The sequence below is a fragment of the Actinocorallia sp. A-T 12471 genome, assembly GCF_033875155.1.
Classification (GTDB): Bacteria; Actinomycetota; Actinomycetes; order Streptosporangiales; family Streptosporangiaceae; genus Actinocorallia.
This window is the reverse complement of record NZ_JAWZTE010000002.1, coordinates 14696-36918: the sequence shown is the minus strand read 5'-3', so window position 1 is coordinate 36918 and position 22223 is coordinate 14696. Positions and strand designations below refer to the sequence as shown.

21 protein-coding genes and 1 pseudogene are annotated in these 22223 nt (G+C 72.5%); 10 read left to right on the top strand and 12 right to left on the bottom strand.

Annotated features, from left to right (window positions below):
- Positions 1–134 precede the first annotated feature (134 nt).
- The 5 genes from R9X44_RS05285 to R9X44_RS05265 all read right to left on the bottom strand — a co-directional run bounded on the left by R9X44_RS05285 (position 135) and on the right by R9X44_RS05265 (position 4025).
- Positions 135–1343: a cytochrome P450 gene (locus tag R9X44_RS05285; RefSeq protein ID WP_319812835.1), complete on the bottom strand. Its 1209-nt coding sequence runs from the start codon at positions 1341–1343 to the stop codon at positions 135–137.
- A gap of 24 nt (positions 1344–1367) precedes the next feature.
- Entirely contained in the window at positions 1368–2741 is a 1374-nt protein-coding gene (locus R9X44_RS05280; protein WP_319812834.1) for an NAD(P)/FAD-dependent oxidoreductase, read from the bottom strand.
- The gene (locus R9X44_RS05275; protein WP_319812833.1) at positions 2731–2952 is read right to left on the bottom strand and encodes a ferredoxin; all 222 of its coding nucleotides are present in this window, start codon (positions 2950–2952) and stop codon (positions 2731–2733) included. Before R9X44_RS05275 ends, R9X44_RS05280 begins: the two co-directional genes overlap by 11 nt.
- 166 nt (positions 2953–3118) lie before the next feature.
- Positions 3119–3505, bottom strand: a complete 387-nt coding sequence (locus R9X44_RS05270) for an SCO5389 family protein (protein WP_319812832.1) — start codon at positions 3503–3505, stop codon at positions 3119–3121.
- A gap of 217 nt (positions 3506–3722) precedes the next feature.
- Positions 3723–4025, bottom strand: coding sequence for a cupin domain-containing protein (locus R9X44_RS05265; protein WP_319812831.1), 303 nt, complete (start codon positions 4023–4025; stop codon positions 3723–3725).
- Between the two features lie 167 nt (positions 4026–4192).
- Between R9X44_RS05265 and R9X44_RS05260 the strand changes: the two genes are divergently transcribed.
- Positions 4193–5260 carry an isopenicillin N synthase family dioxygenase gene (locus tag R9X44_RS05260; RefSeq protein ID WP_319812830.1) on the top strand — a complete coding sequence of 356 codons (1068 nt, stop codon included), beginning with the start codon at positions 4193–4195 and terminating at the stop codon, positions 5258–5260.
- A gap of 42 nt (positions 5261–5302) precedes the next feature.
- Here R9X44_RS05260 and R9X44_RS05255 read toward each other — a convergent pair whose 3' ends face one another.
- Complete coding sequence (locus R9X44_RS05255; RefSeq protein WP_319812829.1) at positions 5303–7387, bottom strand: MMPL family transporter; 2085 nt, start codon at positions 7385–7387, stop codon at positions 5303–5305.
- A gap of 111 nt (positions 7388–7498) precedes the next feature.
- Between R9X44_RS05255 and R9X44_RS05250 the strand changes: the two genes are divergently transcribed.
- Entirely contained in the window at positions 7499–8122 is a 624-nt protein-coding gene (locus tag R9X44_RS05250) for a TetR/AcrR family transcriptional regulator (protein ID WP_319812828.1), read from the top strand.
- 3 nt (positions 8123–8125) lie between these two features.
- Here the strand turns inward: R9X44_RS05250 and R9X44_RS05245 are convergent, their stop codons facing one another.
- On the bottom strand, positions 8126–8518 hold the full coding sequence (locus R9X44_RS05245; protein WP_319812827.1) for an SHOCT domain-containing protein: 393 nt from the start codon (positions 8516–8518) through the stop codon (positions 8126–8128).
- A 166-nt stretch (positions 8519–8684) separates the two neighbouring features.
- Here R9X44_RS05245 and R9X44_RS05240 point away from each other — a divergent pair, with 166 nt between their 5' ends.
- The 3 genes from R9X44_RS05240 (at position 8685) to R9X44_RS05230 (ending at position 12528) form a co-directional block, all read left to right on the top strand.
- On the top strand, positions 8685–9998 hold the full coding sequence (locus R9X44_RS05240) for a hypothetical protein (protein ID WP_319812826.1): 1314 nt from the start codon (positions 8685–8687) through the stop codon (positions 9996–9998).
- Between the two features lie 157 nt (positions 9999–10155).
- Positions 10156–10794, top strand: coding sequence for a hypothetical protein (locus R9X44_RS05235; RefSeq protein ID WP_319812825.1), 639 nt, complete (start codon positions 10156–10158; stop codon positions 10792–10794).
- 108 nt (positions 10795–10902) lie between these two features.
- On the top strand, positions 10903–12528 hold the full coding sequence (locus R9X44_RS05230; RefSeq protein WP_319812824.1) for an NAD(P)/FAD-dependent oxidoreductase: 1626 nt from the start codon (positions 10903–10905) through the stop codon (positions 12526–12528).
- Between the two features lie 3 nt (positions 12529–12531).
- Here the strand turns inward: R9X44_RS05230 and R9X44_RS05225 are convergent, their stop codons facing one another.
- Positions 12532–12996, bottom strand: a complete 465-nt coding sequence (locus R9X44_RS05225; RefSeq protein WP_319812823.1) for an SRPBCC family protein — start codon at positions 12994–12996, stop codon at positions 12532–12534.
- A gap of 449 nt (positions 12997–13445) precedes the next feature.
- On the opposite strand from R9X44_RS05225, the gene R9X44_RS05220 reads away from it, so the two are divergent.
- The 4 genes from R9X44_RS05220 to R9X44_RS05205 all read left to right on the top strand — a co-directional run bounded on the left by R9X44_RS05220 (position 13446) and on the right by R9X44_RS05205 (position 16978).
- Positions 13446–13814 carry a hypothetical protein gene (locus R9X44_RS05220; protein ID WP_319812822.1) on the top strand — a complete coding sequence of 123 codons (369 nt, stop codon included), beginning with the start codon at positions 13446–13448 and terminating at the stop codon, positions 13812–13814.
- Positions 13815–13822: 8 nt separating this feature from the next.
- Complete coding sequence (locus R9X44_RS05215) at positions 13823–14230, top strand: roadblock/LC7 domain-containing protein (protein WP_319812821.1); 408 nt, start codon at positions 13823–13825, stop codon at positions 14228–14230.
- A gap of 4 nt (positions 14231–14234) precedes the next feature.
- A complete protein-coding gene (locus tag R9X44_RS05210; protein WP_319812820.1) occupies positions 14235–15029 on the top strand; it encodes a hypothetical protein in 795 nt (264 codons plus the stop codon).
- A gap of 134 nt (positions 15030–15163) precedes the next feature.
- Positions 15164–16978, top strand: coding sequence for an alkyl/aryl-sulfatase (locus R9X44_RS05205; RefSeq protein ID WP_319812819.1), 1815 nt, complete (start codon positions 15164–15166; stop codon positions 16976–16978).
- A gap of 3 nt (positions 16979–16981) precedes the next feature.
- Here the strand turns inward: R9X44_RS05205 and R9X44_RS05200 are convergent, their stop codons facing one another.
- Positions 16982–17917: a sugar kinase gene (locus tag R9X44_RS05200; protein ID WP_319812818.1), complete on the bottom strand. Its 936-nt coding sequence runs from the start codon at positions 17915–17917 to the stop codon at positions 16982–16984.
- A gap of 243 nt (positions 17918–18160) precedes the next feature.
- Here R9X44_RS05200 and R9X44_RS05195 point away from each other — a divergent pair, with 243 nt between their 5' ends.
- The gene (locus R9X44_RS05195; RefSeq protein ID WP_319812817.1) at positions 18161–19417 is read left to right on the top strand and encodes an ABC transporter ATP-binding protein; all 1257 of its coding nucleotides are present in this window, start codon (positions 18161–18163) and stop codon (positions 19415–19417) included.
- Positions 19418–19927: 510 nt separating this feature from the next.
- Here R9X44_RS05195 and R9X44_RS35700 read toward each other — a convergent pair.
- The 3 genes and pseudogenes from R9X44_RS35700 to R9X44_RS05175 form a co-directional block, all read right to left on the bottom strand.
- Positions 19928–20677: pseudogene (locus R9X44_RS35700) on the bottom strand (PrsW family intramembrane metalloprotease); the annotation flags it as partial.
- A gap of 29 nt (positions 20678–20706) precedes the next feature.
- Positions 20707–21297 carry a hypothetical protein gene (locus R9X44_RS05180; protein WP_319812814.1) on the bottom strand — a complete coding sequence of 197 codons (591 nt, stop codon included), beginning with the start codon at positions 21295–21297 and terminating at the stop codon, positions 20707–20709.
- Positions 21298–21712: 415 nt separating this feature from the next.
- On the bottom strand, positions 21713–22198 hold the full coding sequence (locus R9X44_RS05175; RefSeq protein WP_319812813.1) for a VOC family protein: 486 nt from the start codon (positions 22196–22198) through the stop codon (positions 21713–21715).
- Between the last annotated feature and the right edge of the window lie 25 nt (positions 22199–22223).

The window sequence follows — 22223 nt, the reverse complement described above, 5'->3', positions numbered from 1 at the left end:
GGTTACGGGGAGAACTCGAAGCACACGAGTCACCCCGTGAAGCGGTTTCAGACTCCGCCCGCCCCACGCACCGGTCAATGGCAGATCTTCCGGTTTTGACAGGAGTAAAGATGTGGAAATTCGCCGATGTGGAATCAGCTCTTGAGAGAGCGGAAGGAAACCTCCAGATGGCGGGGCCCGCGCAGTACCGGATTCACCCGGTAAGGCGGTGGATCGGCGACGAGTTCAGGATTCTTCACCCGGCGCGCGAACTCCGTCAGGGCCAGGCGGGTCTCCATCCTGGCCAGCGGAGCGCCGAAGCAGTAGTGGATGCCGAGGCCGAACCCGAGGTGCTGCACGTCGGGCCGGTCCGGCACGAACCGGTCGGGGTCGGCGAAGCGGTTCGGGTCGCGGTTGGCGGCGGCGAGCATCAGGTTGACGTCGGCCCCGCGCGGGATGACCGTCCCGCAGACCTCGATGTCGTCAAGGGTGCGCCGGTTCGGCAGGTACTGCACGGGCGGCTCGAAGCGCAGCAGCTCCTCCACCAGCGGGACCACGAGGTCGGGATGGTCGCGCAGCCGCTTGAGCGCGTCGGGGTTGCGCAGCAGCGTCAGCACCCCGTTGGCGATGAGGTTGACCGTCGTCTCATGGCCCGCGATGAGCAGCAGGAACGCGTTGGCGACGAGTTCGGGCGGGGTGAGCCGCCCGTCCGGGCCGTCGTCGGTGGCCAGGGCGGAGAACATGTCGTCGCCCGGGGACTTGCGGTGCTTGTCGAACAGTTCCGCGAGATAGGTGCCCATCTCGACCTTGGCGGTCTCGGCGTCCATCAGCTTCGGGTCGGGCGCGGCCCCGGTGCCGAGGTCGGCGTTGCCCAGCAGGGACTCGGTCCACAGGTGGAAGCGCGGCTCGTCCTCGAGCGGCACGCCGAACAGACGGCAGATCACCGAGATGGGGAACGGGTAGGCGAAGTCGTCCACGACGTCGACGGCGTCTTTGCCGTCGAACGCGTCGATGAGCCCCTTGACGGCCCCGGCCATGCCGTCGTGCATGGCGAAGACGCGGCCCGGGGTGTGCGGCGGCCCGAACGGCCGGGTGACGATGCGCCGCACCCTGTCGTGCTCGGCGGGATCGAGCCGCAGGAAGCTCTTGGACGGCCCCGGCGTGCCCACGGCGGGCGGCCTGGTCTCCGAGCTCATCCTCGGGTCGTTCAGCAGCGACCTGACCTCCCAGTAGGTGGAGACGGTGTAGACGCCGTCCTCCTGCCTGACGACGGGGGTGCGGCGCAGGTCGTCGTAGAGCGGGTAGGGGTCGGCGCGGCTCGCGGGGTCGGCGATGGCGCGCAGGAGCGTGTCTGCGGAAGTCATGGGTCCTCGGCTGTGCGGCCCGGCTCAGGCCGGGGCTGGCGTGAAGGTGATGCGGCGCTCGCTCGGCGCGTAGCCGCTGACGGTGACGGTCGGCCCGTGGCTCGGCACGGACGGGTCGGGGAAGCCCGACGGGACGGTCGAGGTCCCGGGCGGCGGCCGGTCCACCCCGGTGAACGCGGGCGGGAACGGCGCGGCGCTCTCGATGAGCCCGGTGTAGAAGTCGAGCCAGCGGCCGTGGTCGAAGCTCACCGCAGCGATGACGCGGCCGCGGTGCCCGTAGGCGGCGACGAAGCTGCCCTCTTCCAGGGAGCCCTGGGTGACGACGACCTCCTCGCCCATCGTCGGCACCCCGACCGACTTGATGTTGACGCCGAACTGCGACGACCAGAACGCCGGTATCCACAGGTGCGGGCGGCGGTCCGGGCCGTCGGCGAGCATGTTGTGCGCGGCGAGCCTCGCCTGTTCGACGGCGTTGCCCCAGTGTTCGAGGCTGAGGAACTGGTAGCCGAACAGGGCGTGCGGCATCCGCGCGACGTCCCCGGCGACGAAGATGTCGTCGGTGGCGATGCCGTGGTGGTCGAAGGCGCGGCAGGCGGCGTCGGCGGCGATGCCGCGCGGGCCCGCGGCGAGGCCGGAGCCTTCGAGCCAGCCCGTGTTGCGCAGCGCGCCGAGCGCGATCACCGCGACGTCGGCGTCGAGGACCGTGCCGTCGGACAGGTGGGCGCGGCACAGCCTGCCCGCCTCGTCGCCTTCGAGCGAGGTGACGGTGACGCCGCAGCGCAGGTCGACCCCGTGCGCGCGCTGGAGCCGGGCGGCCACGTCGCCGACGACGCCGCCCAAGGCGCCGACCAGAGGGGCTTGCCCGCGTTCTGCGACGGTCACCGCGAGGCCGCGTTCCCGGCAGGCCGAGGCGATCTCCGAGCCGGTGAAGCCCGCGCCGACGATGAGGACGCGCTGGGGCCGCGCGTCGAGCAGCCGCGCGAGGTGTTCGGCGTCGTCCGCCGTGCGCAAGGTGAGCACGCCTTCGAGGGCGGCCTCGGCGGCGTTGACCCACGGCCGCGCGCGGGTCCCTGTGGCGATGAGCAGCTTGTCGAAGGGGACCTTCGTGCCGTCGGCGAGCAGCACGGCCTTGCGGGACAGGTCGAGTCCCGTCGCGGCGACGCCGAGCCGCCACTGGGCGTCGATGTCGCGGGTGTGCGGCAGCGCCGTCGCGTCCGGGGTGACCTGGCCCAGCAGGACCTGCTTGGACAGCGGCGGCCTGTCGTAGGCGGGCACCGGCTCGTCGCCGATGAGCGTGAGCCGTCCGGTGAAGCCCTCGTCGCGCAGCGCCTCGGCGGCCCGCAGGCCCGCGAGCGACGCGCCGACGATGACGATCCTGTCGATCCCGTCAGCCGACAACCGGATCGACCTCCTTCAGGCCCGGCGCGTCCACGAGGATCGCCTGGACCGGGCAGGCCGCCGCGGCCGCCAGCACCTGCTCGCGCCGCTCGGCCGAGACCACCGGGTCGTAGAGCAGCGCCTCCTGCCCGTGCAACCGGAACACGTCCGGGCCGAGGAACGCGCACTGCGCGTACCCCTGGCACCGGTTGAGGTCCACCACAAGCCTCATCCGCACCGCCTCCCGCTCCCGGCACCGTCGCCGCAGCCGAAGCGATACCCCGGCCCCCCGCCCCCGCTCCGCCCGTGGCCGAACCTTGGCCCACCGCAGACTGTGTTCAGGGGCCCGGAGGGCGGGCGCTTGACGCCCGCCCTCCGGGATGTGGCCGTCGGCCGGGTCAGCAGTCGACCAGGTCGGGGCTCTGGTTGAGGAGCTGGGCGCGCGGTGAGGTGAAGCGGGTGAGGGCCTCGGCGGCGTCGGGGCGGAAGGCCGCGACGCGGTGGCAGTTCTGGAAGGCGAGGCGGACGCCGAAGTGGCGCTCCAGCGCGCCGCGCATCGCGTCGCTGGCGAGCGCGCGCAGCAGCTGGCCGCGCGCCTCCTCGTCCGGCGGCGGGACCTGGTTGTCGGCGAACTCGGCCTCGCCGGCGCGCAGCTCGCCGACGACGCCGCTGATGAGCGTCCAGGCGTACGGCAGCGAGTCGCGGACGCACGCGAGGAACGCGGCGTCGTCGACCTCCCCCGTCCGCGCGCGTTCGGCGAGGTCCGCGGGCACCGTGAGCGACATGCTCTCTCCTTCGGTAGGGCGAGGACTTCCCCCGGAAGCCCTCGAAATGAAAACCGTTTTCATTATTGCCACGCGAAGGTCCCCGGATCAAGCGCGTCACCGCAAGGGCGGGGGTTGTGCGGGGTTATGCGAGGAAGTTCGGGGCCGGGCCGTCCCCCACGACGGGACGGCCCGGGGGCGCTCGGGTCTCCCAAGCGCCCCCGGCCGCGCCCGGACGTCAGCGGGTGATCTGGTAGACCTTGCGCAGCCGCTCGTGGACGTGCCACGTGGTCCGCGCGCCCTTGTCGAAGACGCACACGTCGCCGGGGCCCACCTCGAGGGTCGGCCCGCCCTCGATCTCGATCGTGGCGCGGCCCTCGATGACGACGAACATCTCGTCGGCCTCGACGTCGGTCGCCACGCCGGGCCCGATCTCCCAGATGCCCCGGTCGACGCCGCCCGCGCTGTGCAGTTCCCTGCTGGCGGTCCCGTCCTCGGCCGGGACGAGCTCGGCATCGCGCACCTTCACCACAAAAGACACTAAGTCCCCCTCCTTAACGATGTGCATTCCCTGACGACGCAGGCAAGGCAAGTGTGCCGGTGCGGTGCGGGGGAGCGTTAACCCGCCCGCAACCTGCGCGGCCGTCCGCGCGGGTTGACTTGGGGACGCGGCGGGGCGCGAGCGCGCGGCCGTGGAAGGAAGGACTGATGGGCGGCTCCTCTATGCCCGAAAACGCCATGCTTGAATTCGCGGTTCCCGTGGTCGACCTGTCCCCCTATGTCGGGGGCGGGAGTCCCGAGGCGCGGGCGGACACCGCGCGACGGCTCGACGACGCGTGCCGGACCGTGGGCTTCGTCCAGATCGTCGGGCACGGCGTGCCCGACGCCGTCATCGAGGGGCTGAAGGGCGCGATCGACGCGTTCTTCGGGCTCGACCTCGACGTCAAGAAGGGGTTCCGCGCGCCGCCGCGGATCAACCGCGGCTACACGCCGCCGCGCAGCGAGTCGCTGTCGCTGAGCCTCGGTGTGGAGGCGGCCGACCGGATGAACGACTTCTTCGAGGCGTTCAACGTGGGCGTGCCGGCGTCGGCCTACCCGGGTCGCGACCTGCCCGCCGACGACTACGCGCCGAACCTGTGGCCTGAAGAACTGCCGGAGTTCCGCGAGTCCGTCGAGGCGTACTTCGCCGAGGCCGCGCGGGTCGCCCGCACCCTGACGACGGTCTTCGCCGACGCGCTCGGCCTCGATCCCGGCTACTTCGCCGCGTTCACCGGCCACTCCCTCGACGTGCTCCGGATGAACAACTACGCGCTCCCGCCCGGTGAGGTCGTCCTCGACGGCGACCTCACCGGCATGGGCGAGCACACCGACTACGGGATCGTCACGGTCCTGTGGGCCGACCGCGAGGCGGGTCTCCAGGTCCTCGGGCAGGACGGCGGGTGGCACGACGTCATGCCCGCCGAGGGCGCGCTCCTGGTGAACCTCGGCGACCTCATGGCCCGCTGGACGAACGACGCGTGGACGTCCACGCTGCACCGGGTGAAGCCGCCGGTCGTGGACGGCGCGATCCGCCGCCGCCGCTCGGCCGCCTACTTCCACGACGGGAACATCGACGCGATCGTCAGCACGCTCCCGTCGCTGGAAGGGACGGGCACGCCGTACCCGCCGATCACCGTCGCCGACCACATCCGCGCCAAGCTCGGCGGCTCCCGCGAGGGCGTCAGCAACCCCTACGCCGACCGTGAGGCGGCGAGGGTCCGCGCGGCCGTCACCTGAGCCGAGCCGCGTCCCGGGGGTCGCGCCCCCGGGACGCGGTGGTCACGCCACGAGGGACACGTCGGGCGCGTCCTTGTCCGGCGAGGGGGTGCGCGGCGCACGCGGCCACCAGTTGGCCGGGCCCGCCAGGCGCAGGAGCGCGGGCGCGAGGACCCCTCGGATGAGGGTCGCGTCGACCACGACGGCCAGGGCCATGCCGAGGCCGAGCTGTTTGAGGAACACCACGCCGCCGGTCGTGTAGGTGGCGAAGGACGCGGCGAGGATCAGGGCGGCCGCGGTGATGAGCGGGGCGCTGCGCGCGATGCCCAGGGGGATCGCGGCGACGGCGTCGCCGGTGCGGTCGTACTCCTCGCGCACCCGCGCCAGCATCAGCACCTCGTAGTCCATCGACAGCCCGTAGGCGATGCAGAACATCAGGATCGGGATGCTCGGCTCGATAGTGCCGGTCGGGGTGAAGCCGAGCAGGCCCGCGAAGTTGCCGTCCTGGAAGACGAACACCAGCGCGCCGAACATGACGCTGAGGCTGAGCAGGTTCAGCACCGACGCCTTGACCGCGGCGATCACGCCCCCGGTCATGGCCAGCAGGATCACGAACGTGATGAGCACGATGAGCCCGCCGACCAGGGGGAGCCGCGCGGTGACCCCGTCGCGGTAGTCGGTGAGCTCGGCCGGATAGCCGCCGACCAGCCTTTCGAACGGCGCGGGCACCGCCCTCACCTCGGCGACCGCACCCGTGGCGTCGGCTTCGAGCCGTTCGCTGGTGAAGACCACGCGCAGCAGGGTCCCGTCCGGCGACGGGTCGACCCGCAGCACCCCGTCGAGCCGTGCCAGGGCCTCGGCGTACGGGCCGGTCTGCGACGACGGCGTGCCCTCGGCCGCGACGACGGCGACGGCGTCGGCCTCCTCGGCGACGAACCCGTCGCGGATCTTGTCGTACATCTGGCGCGCGGGCGCGGACGACGGCAGCACCCTGTCGTCGGGCAGGCCGAACTCAACGCCGAGGAACGGCGCGCCGAGCGCGAGGACGAGCGCGAGCGCGGCCCCGCCGTACAGGACGGGCCGCCGCACGACCCGCAGCGCGGTCCGGTGCCAGAACCCGCGCTCGGGCGGCGGCGACGGCCGGTCGACCCGGCGGCCGAGCAGCATGAGCGCGGCGGGCAGCAGGACCACCGCGGCGAAGATCGCCGAGAGCACCACGGCGACGCTCGCGTAGGCGAAGGAGGCGAGGAAGGGGAACGGGAACACCAGCAGCACAGACAGCGACGCCGCCACCGTCGCGCCGCTGAACACGACAGTGCGGCCCGCCCCTCTGACGGTCCTTGCGACGGCTTCGGGCACGTCGTACCCGGCGCGTAGCTCCTCCCGGTAGCGGAACACCATGAACAGCCCGTAGTCCACGCCGAGCCCTATGCCCATGACGAGGGCGATGTTGGAGGCGAACGTGGACAGCTCGACGAACGGCAGCATGCCGCGCATGAGGGCGAGCGAGCCGAGGACGGCGAACAGCCCAGCCCCGAGCGTCACGAGGGCGGCGGACCAGCGCCGGTAGACGGCGAACAGGAGCAGCAGGACGAGCGGCACCACGATGAGCTCGGCGCGCAGGAAGTCCTGTCTCGCCTGGGCCATGACCTGCCGGAAGACCTCGTCGCCGCCGCCGACCTCGACCCTGACGACGGCGTCGTCGCGGGCCAGGCTCGGCGCGAGGTCGGGCAGCAGGTCGCGGCGCACCTGGTCGGCGTCGCCGGGGGCCCAGGCGAGGACGAGCGCGCTTGAGCCGTCGCGGCTGCGCAGGGTGTCGGGGCGGTCCCGGCTCCAGTAGGACCAGGCGTCGCCGATGCCCGGGGTGTCCGCGAGCCGTGTGGTGAGCTCGGCTCCGGCCGCGGCGACCTCGGGGGCGTTCACGTCGCCGCCCTTGGCGGTGACGAGCAGGGCGAGGTTGGGGCTTCCGGTGCCGTGCCGCGCGGCCATGGCCTCGCGGGCCTGCAGCGACTCCGACCCCGGCGCCTCGAAGCGGTTGAGCGACAGCGCGTTGACGGTGCCCGCCCCGACCACCCCGGCGAGGACGAGCAGGGCGAGCCCGCAGGCGGTGATCCAGCGGGCCCGGCGGGTGATGAGACGGCTGAGCATGCGTCCCCCTGATAGATTTACGAGAGTTCACTCGTGTTTTCGTCCGCAGAATACGAGTGATTGCTCGTGTTTTCAAGGCGTTCCGCATTTCCCGACATCGCAGGAGGAGCCGTGGCCGAGGACGTGACGGGGCGGCCGGTGCGCCGCAGACAGGCGCGCGGCGAGCAGCGGATGGCGCAGATCCTCGACGCCGCCGCCGCGGTGTTCGCCAGATCCGGGTACGAGGCCGCGACCACCAACGCGATAGCCGCCGAGGCGGGCGTCTCACCCGGGTCGCTCTACCAGTTCTTCACCGGCAAGGAGGCGATCGCGACCGCGCTCGCCGAACGGTTCACCGCGCAGATGCGCGAGGCGCACGCGCGCGCGTTCGAGGGCGTCGACGCCTCGGCGCTCACCCTGCCCGAGCTGCTCGACCGCGTCATCGACCCGATCGTCGCGTTCAACATCGCCAACCCCGGCTTCAAGGCGCTGTTCGCCAGACCCGACATGCCCGCCGGGCTCGCCGAGGCGGCGCGCCCGATCCAGGAGGCGCTGTTCGGCAGGGTGCTCGGCATCGTCGCCGACCGCGCGCCCGACCTCGCCGAGCCGGAGAGGACGCGCACCGCGCGCGTCCTCATCCAGGTCTTCCAGGCGATGGTCCCGCTCGTCACCGGGGCCCCCGAGGCCGAGCGCGGCCCGCTCACCACCGAGCTGAAGCACGTCCTCGGGCGTTACCTCGCCCCGCTGACGAGCTGAGCGTCAGGCGGCGAGGATCTTGGACTTGGCGCGTTCGTACTCGTCGGTGGTGATGATGTTGCGCTCCTTGAGGTCGGCGAGCTTGCCGAGTTCGTCGGCGGGGCTCGGGGTCGTCTGCGCGTTCTCGCGCACGTAGGAGCGGAACTGCTCCTCGCGCTGGTGCGCCTCGGCCCTGTCGCGCCGCGCCATGCCGCTGCCCCGGACGATCAGGTAGATGAGCACCCCGAGCATCGGCAGCAGGATCAGCACGATGGTCCATGCCGCCTTCGCCCAGCCGCTCAGCCCGTGGTCGCGGAACAGGTCGGCGAAGACCCGGAACAGCAGGAACAGCCAGATGATCCAGCAGAAGAAGACGAGCATCGTCCAGAACAGGTTGAGCAGCGGGTAATCGTCCATGCTTCTGCTTAACCCGGTCGACTTATCGGGCGAAATCCACAAGCGTTAAATAACCCTTCAAGGAAGACGGCGGCTCGCCTAAGACTGCGGCCGCATCGCCCCCGCGCGGTTCCGGCGCGGCCCAGGCCAGGAAGACCCACTGCGGAGGACTGACGCGGGGGTGCCCATGACCGAACCTGAGCCGTCGCCGCCGCGTCAGCTCGACGCCGCGGAGCGCGCCGAACTCGTCGGGCTGCGCGAGGAGGTGACGCGGCTCCGGTCCGAGATCGCCGTGCTGCGGGTGGGCCGCCGCCCGCCGGGCCACACCGCGCGCGCCGTCGGGGCCGCGGTGCTCATCGTGCTCGGCTGCCTGCTCGCGCCGCTCGCGGTCGTCGCCGCCTGGTCGGCGGGCGAGATCTCCGACCCCGACCGGTATGTCGCGACCGTCGCGCCGCTCGCCGAGAGCCCAGCCGTGCAGAACGCCGTCGCCGACAGGGTCGCCGCCGAGATCGTGACCCGGCTCGACGTGCCGGGACTCGTCACCGAGGGGATCGACGCGCTTCAGGACCGCGGCCTTCCCGACCGCGTGGGCGACCGCCTCGACGGCCTGTCCGGGCCGGTGGAGAGCGCGCTTACGTCGTTCGTACGGGCCAGAGCCCTTGAGGTCGTCCGCAGCGACTCCTTCGCGGCGCTGTGGACACGCGCGAACCGCGCGGCGCATGTGCAGCTCGAAGCCGTCCTTTCCGGGCGGGGGAGCGAGGTGCTGAAGACCGAGGGCGACGCCGTCACGCTCGATCTCGGACCCGTCGTCGAGCAGGTCAAACAGCGCCTGGTCGCCGAAGGGCTCGGCGCGGCGGCCGCGATCCCCGAGGTCCACCCGACGTTCCCGGTGTTCGACGGGCCCGCGCTGGTCAGGGCGCAGCGCTGGTACCAGATCCTCGGCGCGCTGCGCTGGGTGCTGCCGGTCATGGCGCTCATCCTGCTCACCGCGGGCGTCTACACCGCGCACAACCACCGCCGTGCGCTCATCACCGCGGCCCTCGGCGTCGTCGGCATGATGGTGCTGCTCGCGCTCGCCCTGCTCGCGGGCCGCGCCTACTTCCTCGACGCCGTCGCCGCGCGCGGCATGAGCACCCCGGCCGCCGGAAGCGTCTACGACGCCCTGATCGCCTTCCTGCGCTCGACCCTGCGGATGGTCGCGGTCGTCGCGCTGGTCGTCGCGGCCGCGGCGTTCGCCACCGGACGCTCGGGGGCCGCCGTGCGGACCCGTCAGACGGTCTCGGCGGGCCTGGGGCGGCTGCGCGGCCGCGACGGCGGAAGCCGCTGGGTGTACGACCACCGCAGGCTCCTGCGGACCTGCGTGGTCCTCGGCGCGGTCCTCGTGTTCTTCTTCTGGAACTACCCGACGGGACTCGTGGTCCTGCTCATCACCCTGCTCGTCCTGCTCGCCCTCGCCGTCGTCGAGGCGGTCGCCAGGCCGCCGGGCGGCGACCGGGACTGACCCGCGCCCATCCCGGTCCCGGCGGGACACCGGCCCCCGAATGTCCCGGGGCGGGCCAGGGACTCCGCGCGTGCGCCGCTCCCTGGCGGCTTGGGACGGCCCCCCGGGACCGTGGAGGAAGCGGGGGCAGGGTGCCGCCGGGAAGGGAGACACGGCGGTGTCCGTGGAGCGGGAAGCAAGACATCAGGTACAGGGGGCCCCGGGACAGCCGGGGGCCACAGGTCCCGGCGACGGGGTCATCCGCCTCGCGGGGCTCGCCCTCGTGGCGGGACCGCTCATCTGGGCGGCGGGACAGTTCGCGGGCGGCGTCCCCGAGAGCGACGACGCGGTCCCGCCCCCCGTCGAGATGATCACCGGCTGCGCCTTCCTCGTCGGCCTCGCCGCGCTCGCCGCGGTGATGCTCGCGTCGCGCGCGACCGGCGACCGCAAGGGCAAGGCGCTGCCCATCATCGCGCTCGTGCTGTTCCCCATCGCGATCATCTGCAACCTCGGGTCGATCCCCTACGACACCTACGAGGAGATGCCCCTGTGGGTGGCGGTGACCGACCCGGCCTGGCCGCTGTCCCAGCTGATGATGATCGTGAGCGCCGTCGCGGTGATCAGGGTCGCGCGCTGGAAGGGCCCGCTGCGGTTCCTGCCGCTGGCCGGCGCCCTGTGGGTCATCTTCACCGCGGTCGGCGAGGGGTTCACCGGACCGGAGTTCGGCCCCTACATCTTCACCGCGTGGATGGTCTGCACGTACGTCGCGGCGGGCGCGCTGATCGTGGCGAAGCCGGCCGCCGTCCGCGGGGTCTGACGCACGGTTCGTCCCGCCCCGTTCGGCGTGAGCCGTCCCGGGGCGGGTAGGCGCTGATAAGGGGCCTCGGGGGGATCGGGGGAGGCCCGGCATCGGGGGAGGCGGGCCATGGCCGACGCGGTGGTGGTGGGCGCGGGGCCCAACGGGCTCGTCGCGGCGAACGTGCTGGCGTCGGCGGGCTGGGACGTGGTGGTCCTTGAGGCGGCGGAATCGCCGGGCGGCGCGGTGCGCAGCGACCGGGGCGCGCACCCGGACTACGTGAGCGACATGTGCAGCGCGTTCTACCCGCTCGGGGTAGCCTCGCCCGCCCTCGGCTCACTCGACCTCGAACGCTACGGCCTCGAATGGCGGCGCTCTCCCGCCGTGCTCGCCCACCCCCTGCCTGACGGCAGGTGCGCGGTCCTCGAGGAGGACCCGGAGCGGACGGCGAGGGGCCTTGAGTCCTTCGGGCCAGGCGACGGCGACGCGTGGCTGCGGCTGTGGGGCCTGTGGGAGGAGATCGGCGACGACCTCCTCGGCGCGCTCATGACCCCGTTCCCGCCCCTGAAGTCGGGGGCGTCGCTCGCGCTGCGGCTGCGGGCCGCGGGCGGGCTGCGCGCGCTGCGGTTCCTCACGCTGCCGGTGCGCAGGCTCGGCGAGGAGGAGTTCACCGGCCCCGGCGGGCCGCTGCTGCTCGCCGGATCGGCCCTGCACACCGACCTGTTCCCCGAGGCGGCGGTGTCCGGGGCGTTCGGCTGGCTGATGGCGATGCTCGGCCAGCGGCACGGCTGGCCCGTCCCGCGCGGGGGAGCGGGCGAGCTCACCGCGGCGCTCGTGCGGCGGCTCGAAGCCGTCGGGGGGACGATCAGGTACGGGGCGAGGGTCACCGAGGTCGTCGTGCGTGACGGGCGCGCCCTCGGCGTCCGCACCGCCGACGGGGACGCGGTGCGCGCGTCGCGTGCGGTGCTCGCGGCGGTGTCCGCGCCCGTCCTTTACGGCGGGCTCGTCGGGTGGGAGCACCTGCCGACGCGGCTGCGCGACGACCTGCGCCGCTTCCAGTGGGACCACGCGACGTTCAAGGTCGACTGGGCGCTGTCGGACCCGGTGCCGTGGACGTCGCCCGGCGCGTCGCGCGCCGCGACCGTCCACATCGCCGACGGGGTCGACGACCTCACCCGCTACAGCGCCCAGCTCGCCGCGCGCAGGGTGCCCGACCGCCCGTTCGCGCTGGTCGGCCAGATGACGACCGCCGACCCCGACAGGTCGCCGCCCGGCACCGAGTCGGTGTGGGCGTACACGCACGTGCCGCGCTCCGTCGTCGCCGACGCGGGCGGCGCAGGGATCACCGGCTCCTGGGACGCGGCCGACGCCGAGAAGATGGCCGACCGGCTCCAGGGCAGGATCGAGAAGTACGCGCCCGGGTTCGGTTCACGCGTCGTCGGCCGCCGAATCCTCACCCCGGACGCCCTGCACGGCCTCGACGCCAACCTCGACGGCGGCGCGACCAACGGCGGCACCGCCGCCGTCCACCAGCAGCTGTTCTTCCGTCCGGTCCCCGGCTCGGGCCGCCCCGAGACGCCCATCCGCCGCCTGTACCTGGCGTCGGCCTCCGCCCACCCGGGCGGCGGCGTCCACGGCGGCTGCGGCTACAACGCCGCCCGCGCCGCCCTGCACGCCCAGACCCCCCTGGCTCGACACGTCATCGGCCCCACCCTCACCGCCCTCCAACGCCTGCTCTCCGGCCCTGAGGTCTGAGGGTCAGCGGGGGGTGAGACCGGTTTTGCGTGCCTCGTCGGCGCGGTGGACGACCTCGGTGAGCTTGCGCAGGACGAGGCGGTTGCGCAGGTGCAGGATCAGTTCGGTGGGCGGGCCGTGCAGGCCGGCGCTGACGCCGCGCAAGGGGTGCTCGTCGAGGACGACGACGGTGCCCTTGCCCCACTCGATCAGCTGGATCGCGGCCCGGACCGTGCCGAGCAGGCCCGCGCTGATCTCCAGCTCAAGGCGCTCGAAGGGGCGGCACACCCGTACGACCGTGCGGTCGTGCAGCGCGAGCGGGCCGAACCCGACGGTGAAGTGCAGTTCCGCGCCGACGTCGGGCCAGGCGGGGTCGACCGAGCGCACCTCGCGCGTGCCGACGACCCACTCGGCGTAGGTCATGCCGTCGGCGAGGGTGCGCCAGACGCTTTCGCGGGGCGCGTCGATGTAGACGTCTCTCACAGCCACGCAGGTCCGTTACCCGGCTCCGGCTCCGCGCATGGCACGTTCCGGGGCAAGAGTCCGTGACTCTGCGCGTCGGAACTGCCTTCGCCGGTTCCTTTCCGTGACCGTTTTCGCGGCCATTTGTGGGGGCGTCCGACACCAGTAACCGGCCCGTCAACGATCAACTAATGCGGACGCCGCGACGTCGCCCGTTGACGGCCCCACGACGTCCCAGGCTGTCGTCCCCTCGGGTCGTGGAAGCCCATCGGCCCAGCTCGTGCGGGCTTTTCCGGCGTCGAGTGCAACTCCGATATCGCACATCTGACCCGTAAGAGATGAATTCTTCTCACAAACTCCTTCAATTTTGAACAATTTCCTGATTGCGTTACTATCCGGGCATCCAGCGGATCTTTGTTACCGCCAGGTAGCTACCGGGCGGTCACTTTCGCGTGTTCTTTCAGCAGGGAGCAGCCATGAGCCAGTCCATCGAAACGGCACTCAAGGAGGTCATGGCCCTCGACGGAGCCGCGGGCGCCTCGCTCGTCGACTACGAGAGCGGCATGCCGCTGGGCATCAAGGTGACCGGCGACTTCGACCTCGACGTCGCCTCCGCCGTCACCACCGACATCGTCCGCACCCAGGTCAAGGCGTTCAAGGCGCTCCAGATCGAGGACTCCATCGAGGACATCCTCATCTCCCTCGACACCCAGTACCACATCATCCGCGTCATCGACCGGGGCGAGGACAGGCTGTTCCTGTACGTCGCGCTGGAGCGGGAGAAGGCGAACCTCGCGCTCGCCCGCCTCACCCTGCGCAAGATCGCCCGCGAGCTCGCCGTCTGAGCGCGGTCGTGAGCGACAAGACAGTGACCGAGCCCAGGCCGCCCAGGCAGGTCGACAAGCCGGCGGTGCTCGGCGAGCTCACCGCGCTGCGCGCCGACGTCCCCGGCGTCACCGAGACCGCGGTCGCGTCCGTGGACGGCATGCTGATCGTCGCCGACACCGACGAGGCGCGCCCCGACGTCCTCGCCGCGCTCGCCGCGACCACCCTCGGCCTCGGCAAGAGCACGGGCCACGAGGTCGGCATGGGCGAGCTGCGCGAGGTCGTCGTGCGCTGCGCGACCGGGCACATCGTCGTCTACGCCGTCGGCCGCAAGGCCCTCATGGTCGTGCTCGGGGACGAGGGCCTCGACGTGGCGCGGCTGCACGTCGGCTCCCGCCCGACCGTCCAGCGCCTTACCGAGCTCCTGGAACCGTGAGGCGATGAGCGAGACCCCCGACGCCGCGCGCGGCAGGCCCACGGGCGTGCTGCTGTCCGGCATCGACCGGCGTGCCAAGGACGGCTTCACCGGCGTCCTGCGGGCGGAGGGGCCCGCCTCGGGCGTCGTCGTGCTGCGCGAGGGGCGCGTGGTGGCGGCGGCGACCCCCGCCGCGCCCGGCCCCGAGTCGCTGCTGCTGCGCTCGGGCCGCGTCAGCGACGCCGACTGGACCGCCGCGTTCGCCGAGGGCGCGCCGCACGGCCGCCTGGCCGAGGCGCTCGTCGCGCGGGGCGCGGTCGGCTCGGCCGGCGTGCAGATCCTCGCCGCGACCGCGCTCGCCGACGCGGTCTTCGCGCTCGCGCTGCGCGGCGTGCACACCTGCGCCGCCGAACCGCTCGACGCCGCCGCGACCGGCGGGCTGCTGTTCCTCAGCCCCGGCCTCACCGGCGACGACATCGTCGGCGAGACGCTGCGCCGCCTCACCGAGGCCGCCGAGTGGCAGCCGCTCGGGCTGACCCCCGCCGCGATCCCGGCGCGCGCTTCCGACGCGCACGCCGCCGACCCGGTCCTCGCCGCGGTCAACGGCAGGCGCACGGTACGCGACCTCGCGTTCGCCCTGGGCAAGGGCCTTTTTGTGACGATGCGCGGCGTCGCGGACCTGCTGGAGTCCGGCGCGGTCACGCTGTCGCCGCCCGCGCGTGACGCGGCCGAGCCCACGGGCCAGCCGGGCGAGCTGCCCAAACGGCTGCGCGGCGCGAGCGACGTCGTCCGGGTCCTCCCCTTCCGTCCCGACCGCTGAACCACGCGGCCGGGCGAGCCCTCCCCGGCGGCGCGGCCGGGGAGGGCGATCCCCGTCCCAGCCTCGGGGAGACGCGGGCGAATTTTGCTTTTCGCGGGCTTTGTCCGGGCCGGAGATCGGCGATCTGACGGAGTATGGGTGTTCTGCCGTTCGCCGACCGCGCCGACTTCGCCAACGCCGACCGCGGCCTGATCGCCGCGCTGACCCCCGGCGTCGTCCGCGACGCCGAAGGCCGCGTGGTGTGGGACAGCGACGTCTTCGCGTTCCTCGACGGGCCGCCGCCGGACACGGCGAACCCGTCGCTGTGGCGGCAGTCGCAGCTGTGCGCCAGACAGGGCCTGTACGAGGTCACTGACGGCATCTACCAGGTGCGCGGGCTCGACCTGTCGAACATGACACTCGTCGAGGGTGAGCGCGGCGTCGTCGTCATCGACCCGCTGGTGTCGGTCGAGACCGCGGCCGCCGCGCTCGCGCTCTACCGAGAGCACCGGGGGGACCGGCCGGTCACCTGCCTCATCTACACGCACTCGCACGTCGACCACTTCGGCGGGGCCGAGGGCGTCATCCCCGAGGGGAACCCCGACCGGGTCCCGATCCTCGCGCCGGCCGGGTTCCTTGAACACGCCGTCGCCGAGAACGTCTACGCGGGCGCCGCGATGGGCAGACGCGGCGTCTACCACACGGGCATCCTGCTGCCGAAGGCCCCGGACGGCATGATCGGCACGGGGCTCGGCCAGACCGCGTCGTCGGGACGGATCAGCCTGATCCCGCCGAACCGGGACATCACCCACACCGGCCAGGTCGAGATGGTGGACGGCGTCAGGATCTCGTTCCAGCTCACGCCGGGCACCGAGGCCCCGGCGGAGATGAACTTCCACTTCCCCGACCACCGCGCGCTGTGCCTCGCCGAGAACGCCACGCACAACCTGCACAACGTGCAGACCCTGCGCGGCGCGCTCGTCCGCGACGCCCGCGTGTGGGCAAGGTACCTCGACGAGGCCAACGAGCTCTTCGCGGCCTCCAGCGACGTCGCCTTCGCCTCGCACCACTGGCCGACGTGGGGCGCGCAGGAGATCTCCGCGTTCCTCACCGGCCAGCGCGACCTCTACGGGTACCTGCACGACCAGACGCTGCGCCTCACCAACCAGGGGTACACGGGCGCGGAGATCGCCGAGATGATCGAGCTGCCCCCCGCGCTGGAGAACTCCTGGGCCGCGCGCGGCTACTACGGCTCGGTCTCGCACAACGTCAAGGCGATCTACCACCGGTACATGGGATGGTTCGACGGGAACCCGGCCCACCTGTGGGAGCACCCGCCGCGCGAGCAGGCGCGGCGGTACGTGGAGTGCATGGGCGGCTCGTCGAAGGTGCTCGCGCTGGCCCGCGACTACGCAGGGGCCGACGATCCGCGCTTCGCGGTGACGCTGCTGAACCACGTCGTCTTCGCCGACCCGTCCAACGCCGAAGCCAAGCGCGCGCTGGCCGACGTGTACCAGCGGCTCGGTGAGGGCGCGGAGAACGGCACGTGGCGCAACTTCTACCTGACCGGCGCGATGGAGCTGCGCGAGGGCGTGCGGCCCGCGCCGAACGACATCGCGGGCGGCATGGCCGAGGGGCTTTCCGTGCCGCAGGTGTTCGACTCGCTCGCCATCAGGATCAACGGGCCCAAGGCGTGGAACTCGGCGCTGACCATCGACTGGGACTTCACCGACACCGGTGAGGCGTACCGGATGACGCTGTCCAACGGGGTCCTGGTGCACCGGGCGCGTAGGGGAGGGGTGCAGGGGGGAGCGGACCTCACCCTGACGCTGACGCGGCCGAAGCTGTTCGCGCTGCTCGCCGGTGAGGGCGTCGAGGAGATCGGGATGACCGGCGACCCTGGGGTGCTGCGCGACCTCGTCGGCCTGTTCGACGAGCCCGATCCGAACTTCCCGATCGTCACGCCGTGAGGGTCAGTCCGTCAAAGACAGCACGGTGCTGAGGTCGTAGGTCCCCGCGTCGGTGCCGAGGCCGCGCGCGACGAGTGACGCGGTCGCGCAGCCGAAGCGGGCGGCGGCCTCGAGGTCGCGGCCGAGGGAGAGCGCGCGCAGGAACCCTGCGGAGAAGGCGTCGCCGCAGCCCGTGGTGTCCACGAGCTCGTCCGACGGGATCGGCAGCGCGGGCACCTCGAAGACCCCGTCCTCCGAGGCGACGAGCGCGCCCTTCGCGCCCTGGGTCACCGCGACGCACCCGACGCCGCGCTCAAGCAGCGCGCGCGCTCCCGAGGCGAGGTCGGGCGCGCCGGTGAAGCCCAGGACCTGCTCGTCGTTGGGCAGCAGGTAGTCGGTGTGCGGGAGCGCGTCGCCGATCCAGGCGAGCATGTCGGGGTCGCCGGGGGCGAGCACGTCGACCGACGTGGTCGCGCCGAGGGAGCGGGCGTGGGCGAGCAGTTCCCCCGCCGCCGGGCCGCCGAGGAACTCCGGGCCGCCCAGATGGAGGTGGCCGATTCCGGCGAGCGCGGCGAGGTCGAGGTCGGCGAGGGTGAACGCGCCGTTCGCGCCGATGCAGTGCCAGGCGGGCCGGTCGCCGTTCGGCCGGACGGGCAGGACCGACGCCGACGTCTGGAGCCCGTCCTTGCGCACGAGTCCGGAGGTGTCGACGCCCTCGCTCTCCAGGAGCGACAGCAGGGTCGTCGCTATCGGGTCAGCGCCGACCGCGCCGAACGATGTGACGCGTGCGCCGAGCCTGGCCAGCACGAGTGCGGTGCCGCCCGCGGTACCTGCGGCGGAGAACCGGATGGTGTCCACGAGCTGGCCGTCGGAGCGCTCGGGGATGCCGGTGATCCCGACGACGTGGGTGTCGAGGACGTGCACGCCGACCGCCGCGACCGTCATCGTCGGCTCGCTCATACCGCTCTCCGCATCCGCGCCGCAGCGCCGTCCTTGCCGGGCAGTTCCGTCCGGTGAGCCCGGCGCGCGCGAGCCCACGGGCACGCGAGTTTAGGGCAGGCAGAGCCGAATGTCTCTCATGTTCGGGCGATGTGTCGTGAAATGTACGAAACCCGCGTGTACAAGCGGAATTCAGCATCTTTTCTTTTGTCGGCGGGAGCCCTAGGTTGTGACTTCGGTAACACTGGTGCTAGGTGGGTTGTGATGGCCGAGATCGTGCTCGACGGCGTCAGCAAGTCCTTCGGGAACGGGCAGCGGGTGGTGGACGGGATGCGGTTGCGCATCCGCGACGGCGAGGTGTTCGTGCTGCTCGGGCCGTCCGGGTGCGGCAAGTCGACGGTGCTGCGGATGATCGCGGGCCTCGAGGAGATCACCAGCGGCGACCTGTGGCTCGACGGCAGGCACGCCAACGACCTCGAGCCGCGCGACCGCGACGTGGCGATGATCTTCCAGAGCGGCGCGCTGTACCCGCACCTCTCGGTGCGCGAGAACATCAACTTCCCGCTGCGCCTGGCCAAGGAGGACCCCGAGGAGTCCTCGGAGAAGGTGACGGAGATGGCCCGCGCGCTCGGCCTCGACGGCCTGCTCGGCCGCAAGCCCGCGACCCTTTCCGGCGGGCAGCGCCAGCGCGTCGCGATGGGCAGGGCGATGGTCCGCGAGCCGAGCGTGTTCCTCATGGACGAGCCGCTGTCGAGCCTCGACGCGGGGCTGCGCACCGAGCTGCGGATGGAGATCGGCGGCCTGGTCCGGTCCCTCGGCGCGACGACCGTGTACGTCACGCACGACCAGATCGAGGCGCTGACCCTCGCCGACCGGATCGGCGTCATGCGCGACGGCGTCCTGCAGGACGTCGGCACCCCGCAGCAGGTCTACGACGACCCCGCGACGGTGTTCGTCGCGGCGTTCCTGTCGAGCCCGCAGCTCAACCTGCTCGGCGGCACCGCGTGGGCGGTGCGCGAGGAGGGCATCGTGATCTCGCTCGGCGACCAGCAGCTCACCATGCCGTGGAGCGACCCGCGCGCGCAGGCGTTCGTGCCGCACCACGGCAGGCCGATCATCGTCGGGCTGCGGGCCGAGTCGTTGACGCCGGTCACCGAGCCGACCGGCGGGCCCGTCCTCACCGCGCGGCTGCGCTCTGCGGAGTTCCACGGGCACGAGTGGATGGCGTTCGCCGAGGTGAACATCCCCGGCGTCGACGTCGACGCGGTCGGCGCGCGGCCCAAGCCCGTCGTGGCCTCCGAGCGGGAGGAGCGGCCGTGGCGCAACCTGCTGCGCCGCCGCCCGCCCGAGCCCGTCGAGGAGCCGCGCAAGGCCGGGCAGCGCCGCCGCACCGACCTGCTGTTCCGCGCGGGCGTCGCGCGCGACATGGTCCGCGGCGCCCCGGTCCACCTCGCCGTCGACCTCGACCGCGCCCTCTTCTTCGCCGCCAACGGCCAACGCGTCGACTCCCCCGCGCGCTAGGGGCGGTCCGCGCCGGGTCCGGGTGCGGACGTCGAACGCGAGGACTCGCCCGCGCGCGGGACGGCCCGCGCCAGGTCTAGGTGCGCCCCTTGAGGGTGTGGACTCGCCCGCGCGCTGAGGGGGGTCAGGTAAGCCGTTGGTGCGGTTGGTGAGGTCGTCGCGTAGTGCGCGGACCTCTTGGGCGGCTCGCCAAGCCTGCGGTCCTGGGCCGCTCTGCCCGCAGACCCGCAGCAGGTTCAGCTGGGCGCGCTGGAGGCGGCGCAGCGAGCGGGCCGCCGAGCGGCCGTGCCGGAAGCGCATGGTCTTGCGCGCCCTGCGGCGCTCCCGGAACGAGGCGAGCGTGCCGATCTCCTCGGGCGCGACGAGCGTCTTGTCGAGGTAGGACTCGGTGATCGCGCGGACCCGGTGGCCCTCCTCGCGCCCGGCGAGGTGCCAGACGGCGTAGCCGACGACGAGCACCGGCACGCCCTTGACGAGCGCGAGCACCACGACGCCGCCGCCGAGGCCGCGCAGCAGCGGCGAGTCCCAGAAGAAGTGCGCCGACCAGGCCAGCGCGAAGAACACGACGGCGACCGCGACCCGCCGCCCCAGCGGCCGGTCCGGCCGCGCGACGAGATAGCCGAGCCCGAAGCAGGCGATCGAGGTGTACAGCGCGTGGCTCCACAGCCCGCCGAGCAGGCCGCGCACGATGAGCATCACGATGACCGGCGCGACCTGGTTGGTGCTGGGGAACTGGATCGCGGTGTTGGCCGTGTAGACGAGGTCCTCCATCACCTGGAAGCCCAGCCCGACCGTCGCGCCGGTGACGACCACCGACAGGACTGTCGGGAACTGGCCGCGCGCGATCATGATGAGCATGACGACCCCGAGGTACTTGAACAGCTCCTCGTTGGTGGGCGCGGCGAGCGCGGGACCCCAGGCGGCGGCGAACTCCGGGCCGCCGAGCTTCGCCGCGAGCGACTCCACCGCGCCGTTCACCGGGATGACGAGATGGACCGCGCCGAGCCCGCCCCAGGCGAACGCGAGCGCGAAGCCGAGCGGCGAGTGCTGCTCGAACACGTCGAGCGAGCGCAGGAACCACACGAACGGGACCGTGTACAGCGTCCAGACGACCGCGCCGACGAGCACGGCGGTCGGCACGATCTCGTAGCTGAGATGGATCTTCGCCAGGGTGGAGAACCCGCCGATGACGAGGAAGAACAGCAGAAGCCAGAAGGCGGCGCGGCGCGGCTGGAAGAACCCGTCGACGCCGAGCGGCATGTCGTCCTTGGCCGGGCCGGGCAGCGCGGTCATGTCGTCGCGCCGATCCGGACGCTGTCCACCATCTGCCGGAAGTCCGGAAGGTGGCGCTGGAGCGTGCCGTGCGGGCTCCCGGCGCGCACGGTGACGACGGTCCTGGCCGACGGCTCCCAGCCCATCCACACCAGGCCCTCGCCGCGCACGCCCGAGTAGTAGAACCTGACGCCGGACAGGCCGCCGCCGGTCTGGAACGACTGGTCGCCGCCGAACACGCGGGCGCGTGAGGTCTTCTTCAGGATGCGGCGCTCCTGGGCGATCTTGGCGTCGAGCCTTTCGGTCCAGGGCGACAGCCGCACGGTGAACGCGCTCGACCGGCGCGTCACCGTCGCCTGGGTGCCCGGGGTGGTGCGGTCGCGCGACAGCGACCAGGCGTGCGCGGGCGTGAACGACACCGACTGCGACACCTTCACCCGCTGGCCCGCGGCGACCTCCTCGCGGCCCGGCACGAGGGCGTCCCAGCCGAGCCAGAACCCCTCCCAAAGGCAGACGAACCCGAACACCAGGACCGACCCCTTCCAGGTCCCGTAGCGCTCGCGCCGTGCCACCGCGGGCAGCCGCGTACGCGCCCCACCGTCGATCACGCCCGATCCCCTTCACCCGAACCCCACCTCGCAGTCCCTTCGGGACTGCGAGGCAGAGGGCCCCCACGCAGCGCGCGGAAGGCCACTGACCACCTTCCTCGCGGTGCGAGGAAGAGCCCCCCACGCAGCGCGCGGAAGGCCGCTGACCACCTTCCTCGCGAGAGGAAGAGGACCCCCCACGCAGCGCGTGGAAGGCCGCTGACCACCTTCCTCGCGCGAGGAAGAGGACCCCCATGCAGCGCGTGGAAGGCCGCTGACCGCCTTCCTCGCGGTGTGCGGGGGAGGCACGGCCTCCTCGCAGTTGGCGGGGAGGGCGCTGATCGGCCTCCCCCGTGGCCTGCGGGGAGGCCGTTGATGTACCTATCGTCACTTTGGGTGGTGGTTACACTACTTTTCGGGGGTTTGTGGCGGGAGGTCAGCGGGTGGCGGGGCGGAGGGCCTCGGTGTAGTGGCCGAGGGCGGCGACCGTGTCGTAGAAGGCGTAGCCGCCGTCGCGGTGTGGGCCGAAGCCTGTGAGGGACTGGACCAGGGGGAAGCCGGCGCGGGTCATGCGGTCGGTTTCGTCTTCCAGGGAGTCGACGAAGACGGCGAGGTGGTGGACGCCGTAGCCGCGGGTCTCGAGCCAGGTGCTGTAGACGCTTGGGCCGGTCAGCGACTGGATCAGTTCGATCTCGGGGTCGGCCCCGCCGAAGGCCAGCCGAGCGGTGAAAGTGCCGGGTTCGCCCAGGTAGGAGGTGCCGGGCAGGGGTCCGTCCGGTTCGAGGCGGCGCCAGGAGTCACTCGGACAGATGCCGGAGTAGGCGGTGATCGCCGCGTCGAGGTCGGGCACGAGTATGCCGATCTGGCAGATCCTGCGGCCCGCGAGCAGCGGGACCGGCACGGGCGTCGCTCGATCTTTCACGCCCGCACCCTAAGGCCGCGCGCGG

Excerpts from the sequence above, each read along its gene's own strand:
- R9X44_RS05285 (WP_319812835.1), bottom strand. The coding sequence starts at position 1,343 with ATGACTTCCGCAGACACGCTCCTGCGCGCCATCGCCGACCCCGCGAGC.
- R9X44_RS05275 (WP_319812833.1), bottom strand. The coding sequence starts at position 2,952 with ATGAGGCTTGTGGTGGACCTCAACCGGTGCCAGGGGTACGCGCAGTGC.
- R9X44_RS05270 (WP_319812832.1), bottom strand. The coding sequence starts at position 3,505 with ATGTCGCTCACGGTGCCCGCGGACCTCGCCGAACGCGCGCGGACGGGG.
- R9X44_RS05260 (WP_319812830.1), top strand. The coding sequence starts at position 4,193 with ATGGGCGGCTCCTCTATGCCCGAAAACGCCATGCTTGAATTCGCGGTT.
- R9X44_RS05255 (WP_319812829.1), bottom strand. The coding sequence starts at position 7,387 with ATGCTCAGCCGTCTCATCACCCGCCGGGCCCGCTGGATCACCGCCTGC.
- R9X44_RS05245 (WP_319812827.1), bottom strand. The coding sequence starts at position 8,518 with ATGGACGATTACCCGCTGCTCAACCTGTTCTGGACGATGCTCGTCTTC.
- R9X44_RS05240 (WP_319812826.1), top strand. The coding sequence starts at position 8,685 with ATGACCGAACCTGAGCCGTCGCCGCCGCGTCAGCTCGACGCCGCGGAG.
- R9X44_RS05230 (WP_319812824.1), top strand. The coding sequence starts at position 10,903 with ATGGCCGACGCGGTGGTGGTGGGCGCGGGGCCCAACGGGCTCGTCGCG.
- R9X44_RS05220 (WP_319812822.1), top strand. The coding sequence starts at position 13,446 with ATGAGCCAGTCCATCGAAACGGCACTCAAGGAGGTCATGGCCCTCGAC.
- R9X44_RS05210 (WP_319812820.1), top strand. The coding sequence starts at position 14,235 with ATGAGCGAGACCCCCGACGCCGCGCGCGGCAGGCCCACGGGCGTGCTG.
- R9X44_RS05205 (WP_319812819.1), top strand. The coding sequence starts at position 15,164 with ATGGGTGTTCTGCCGTTCGCCGACCGCGCCGACTTCGCCAACGCCGAC.
- R9X44_RS05200 (WP_319812818.1), bottom strand. The coding sequence starts at position 17,917 with ATGAGCGAGCCGACGATGACGGTCGCGGCGGTCGGCGTGCACGTCCTC.
- R9X44_RS05195 (WP_319812817.1), top strand. The coding sequence starts at position 18,161 with ATGGCCGAGATCGTGCTCGACGGCGTCAGCAAGTCCTTCGGGAACGGG.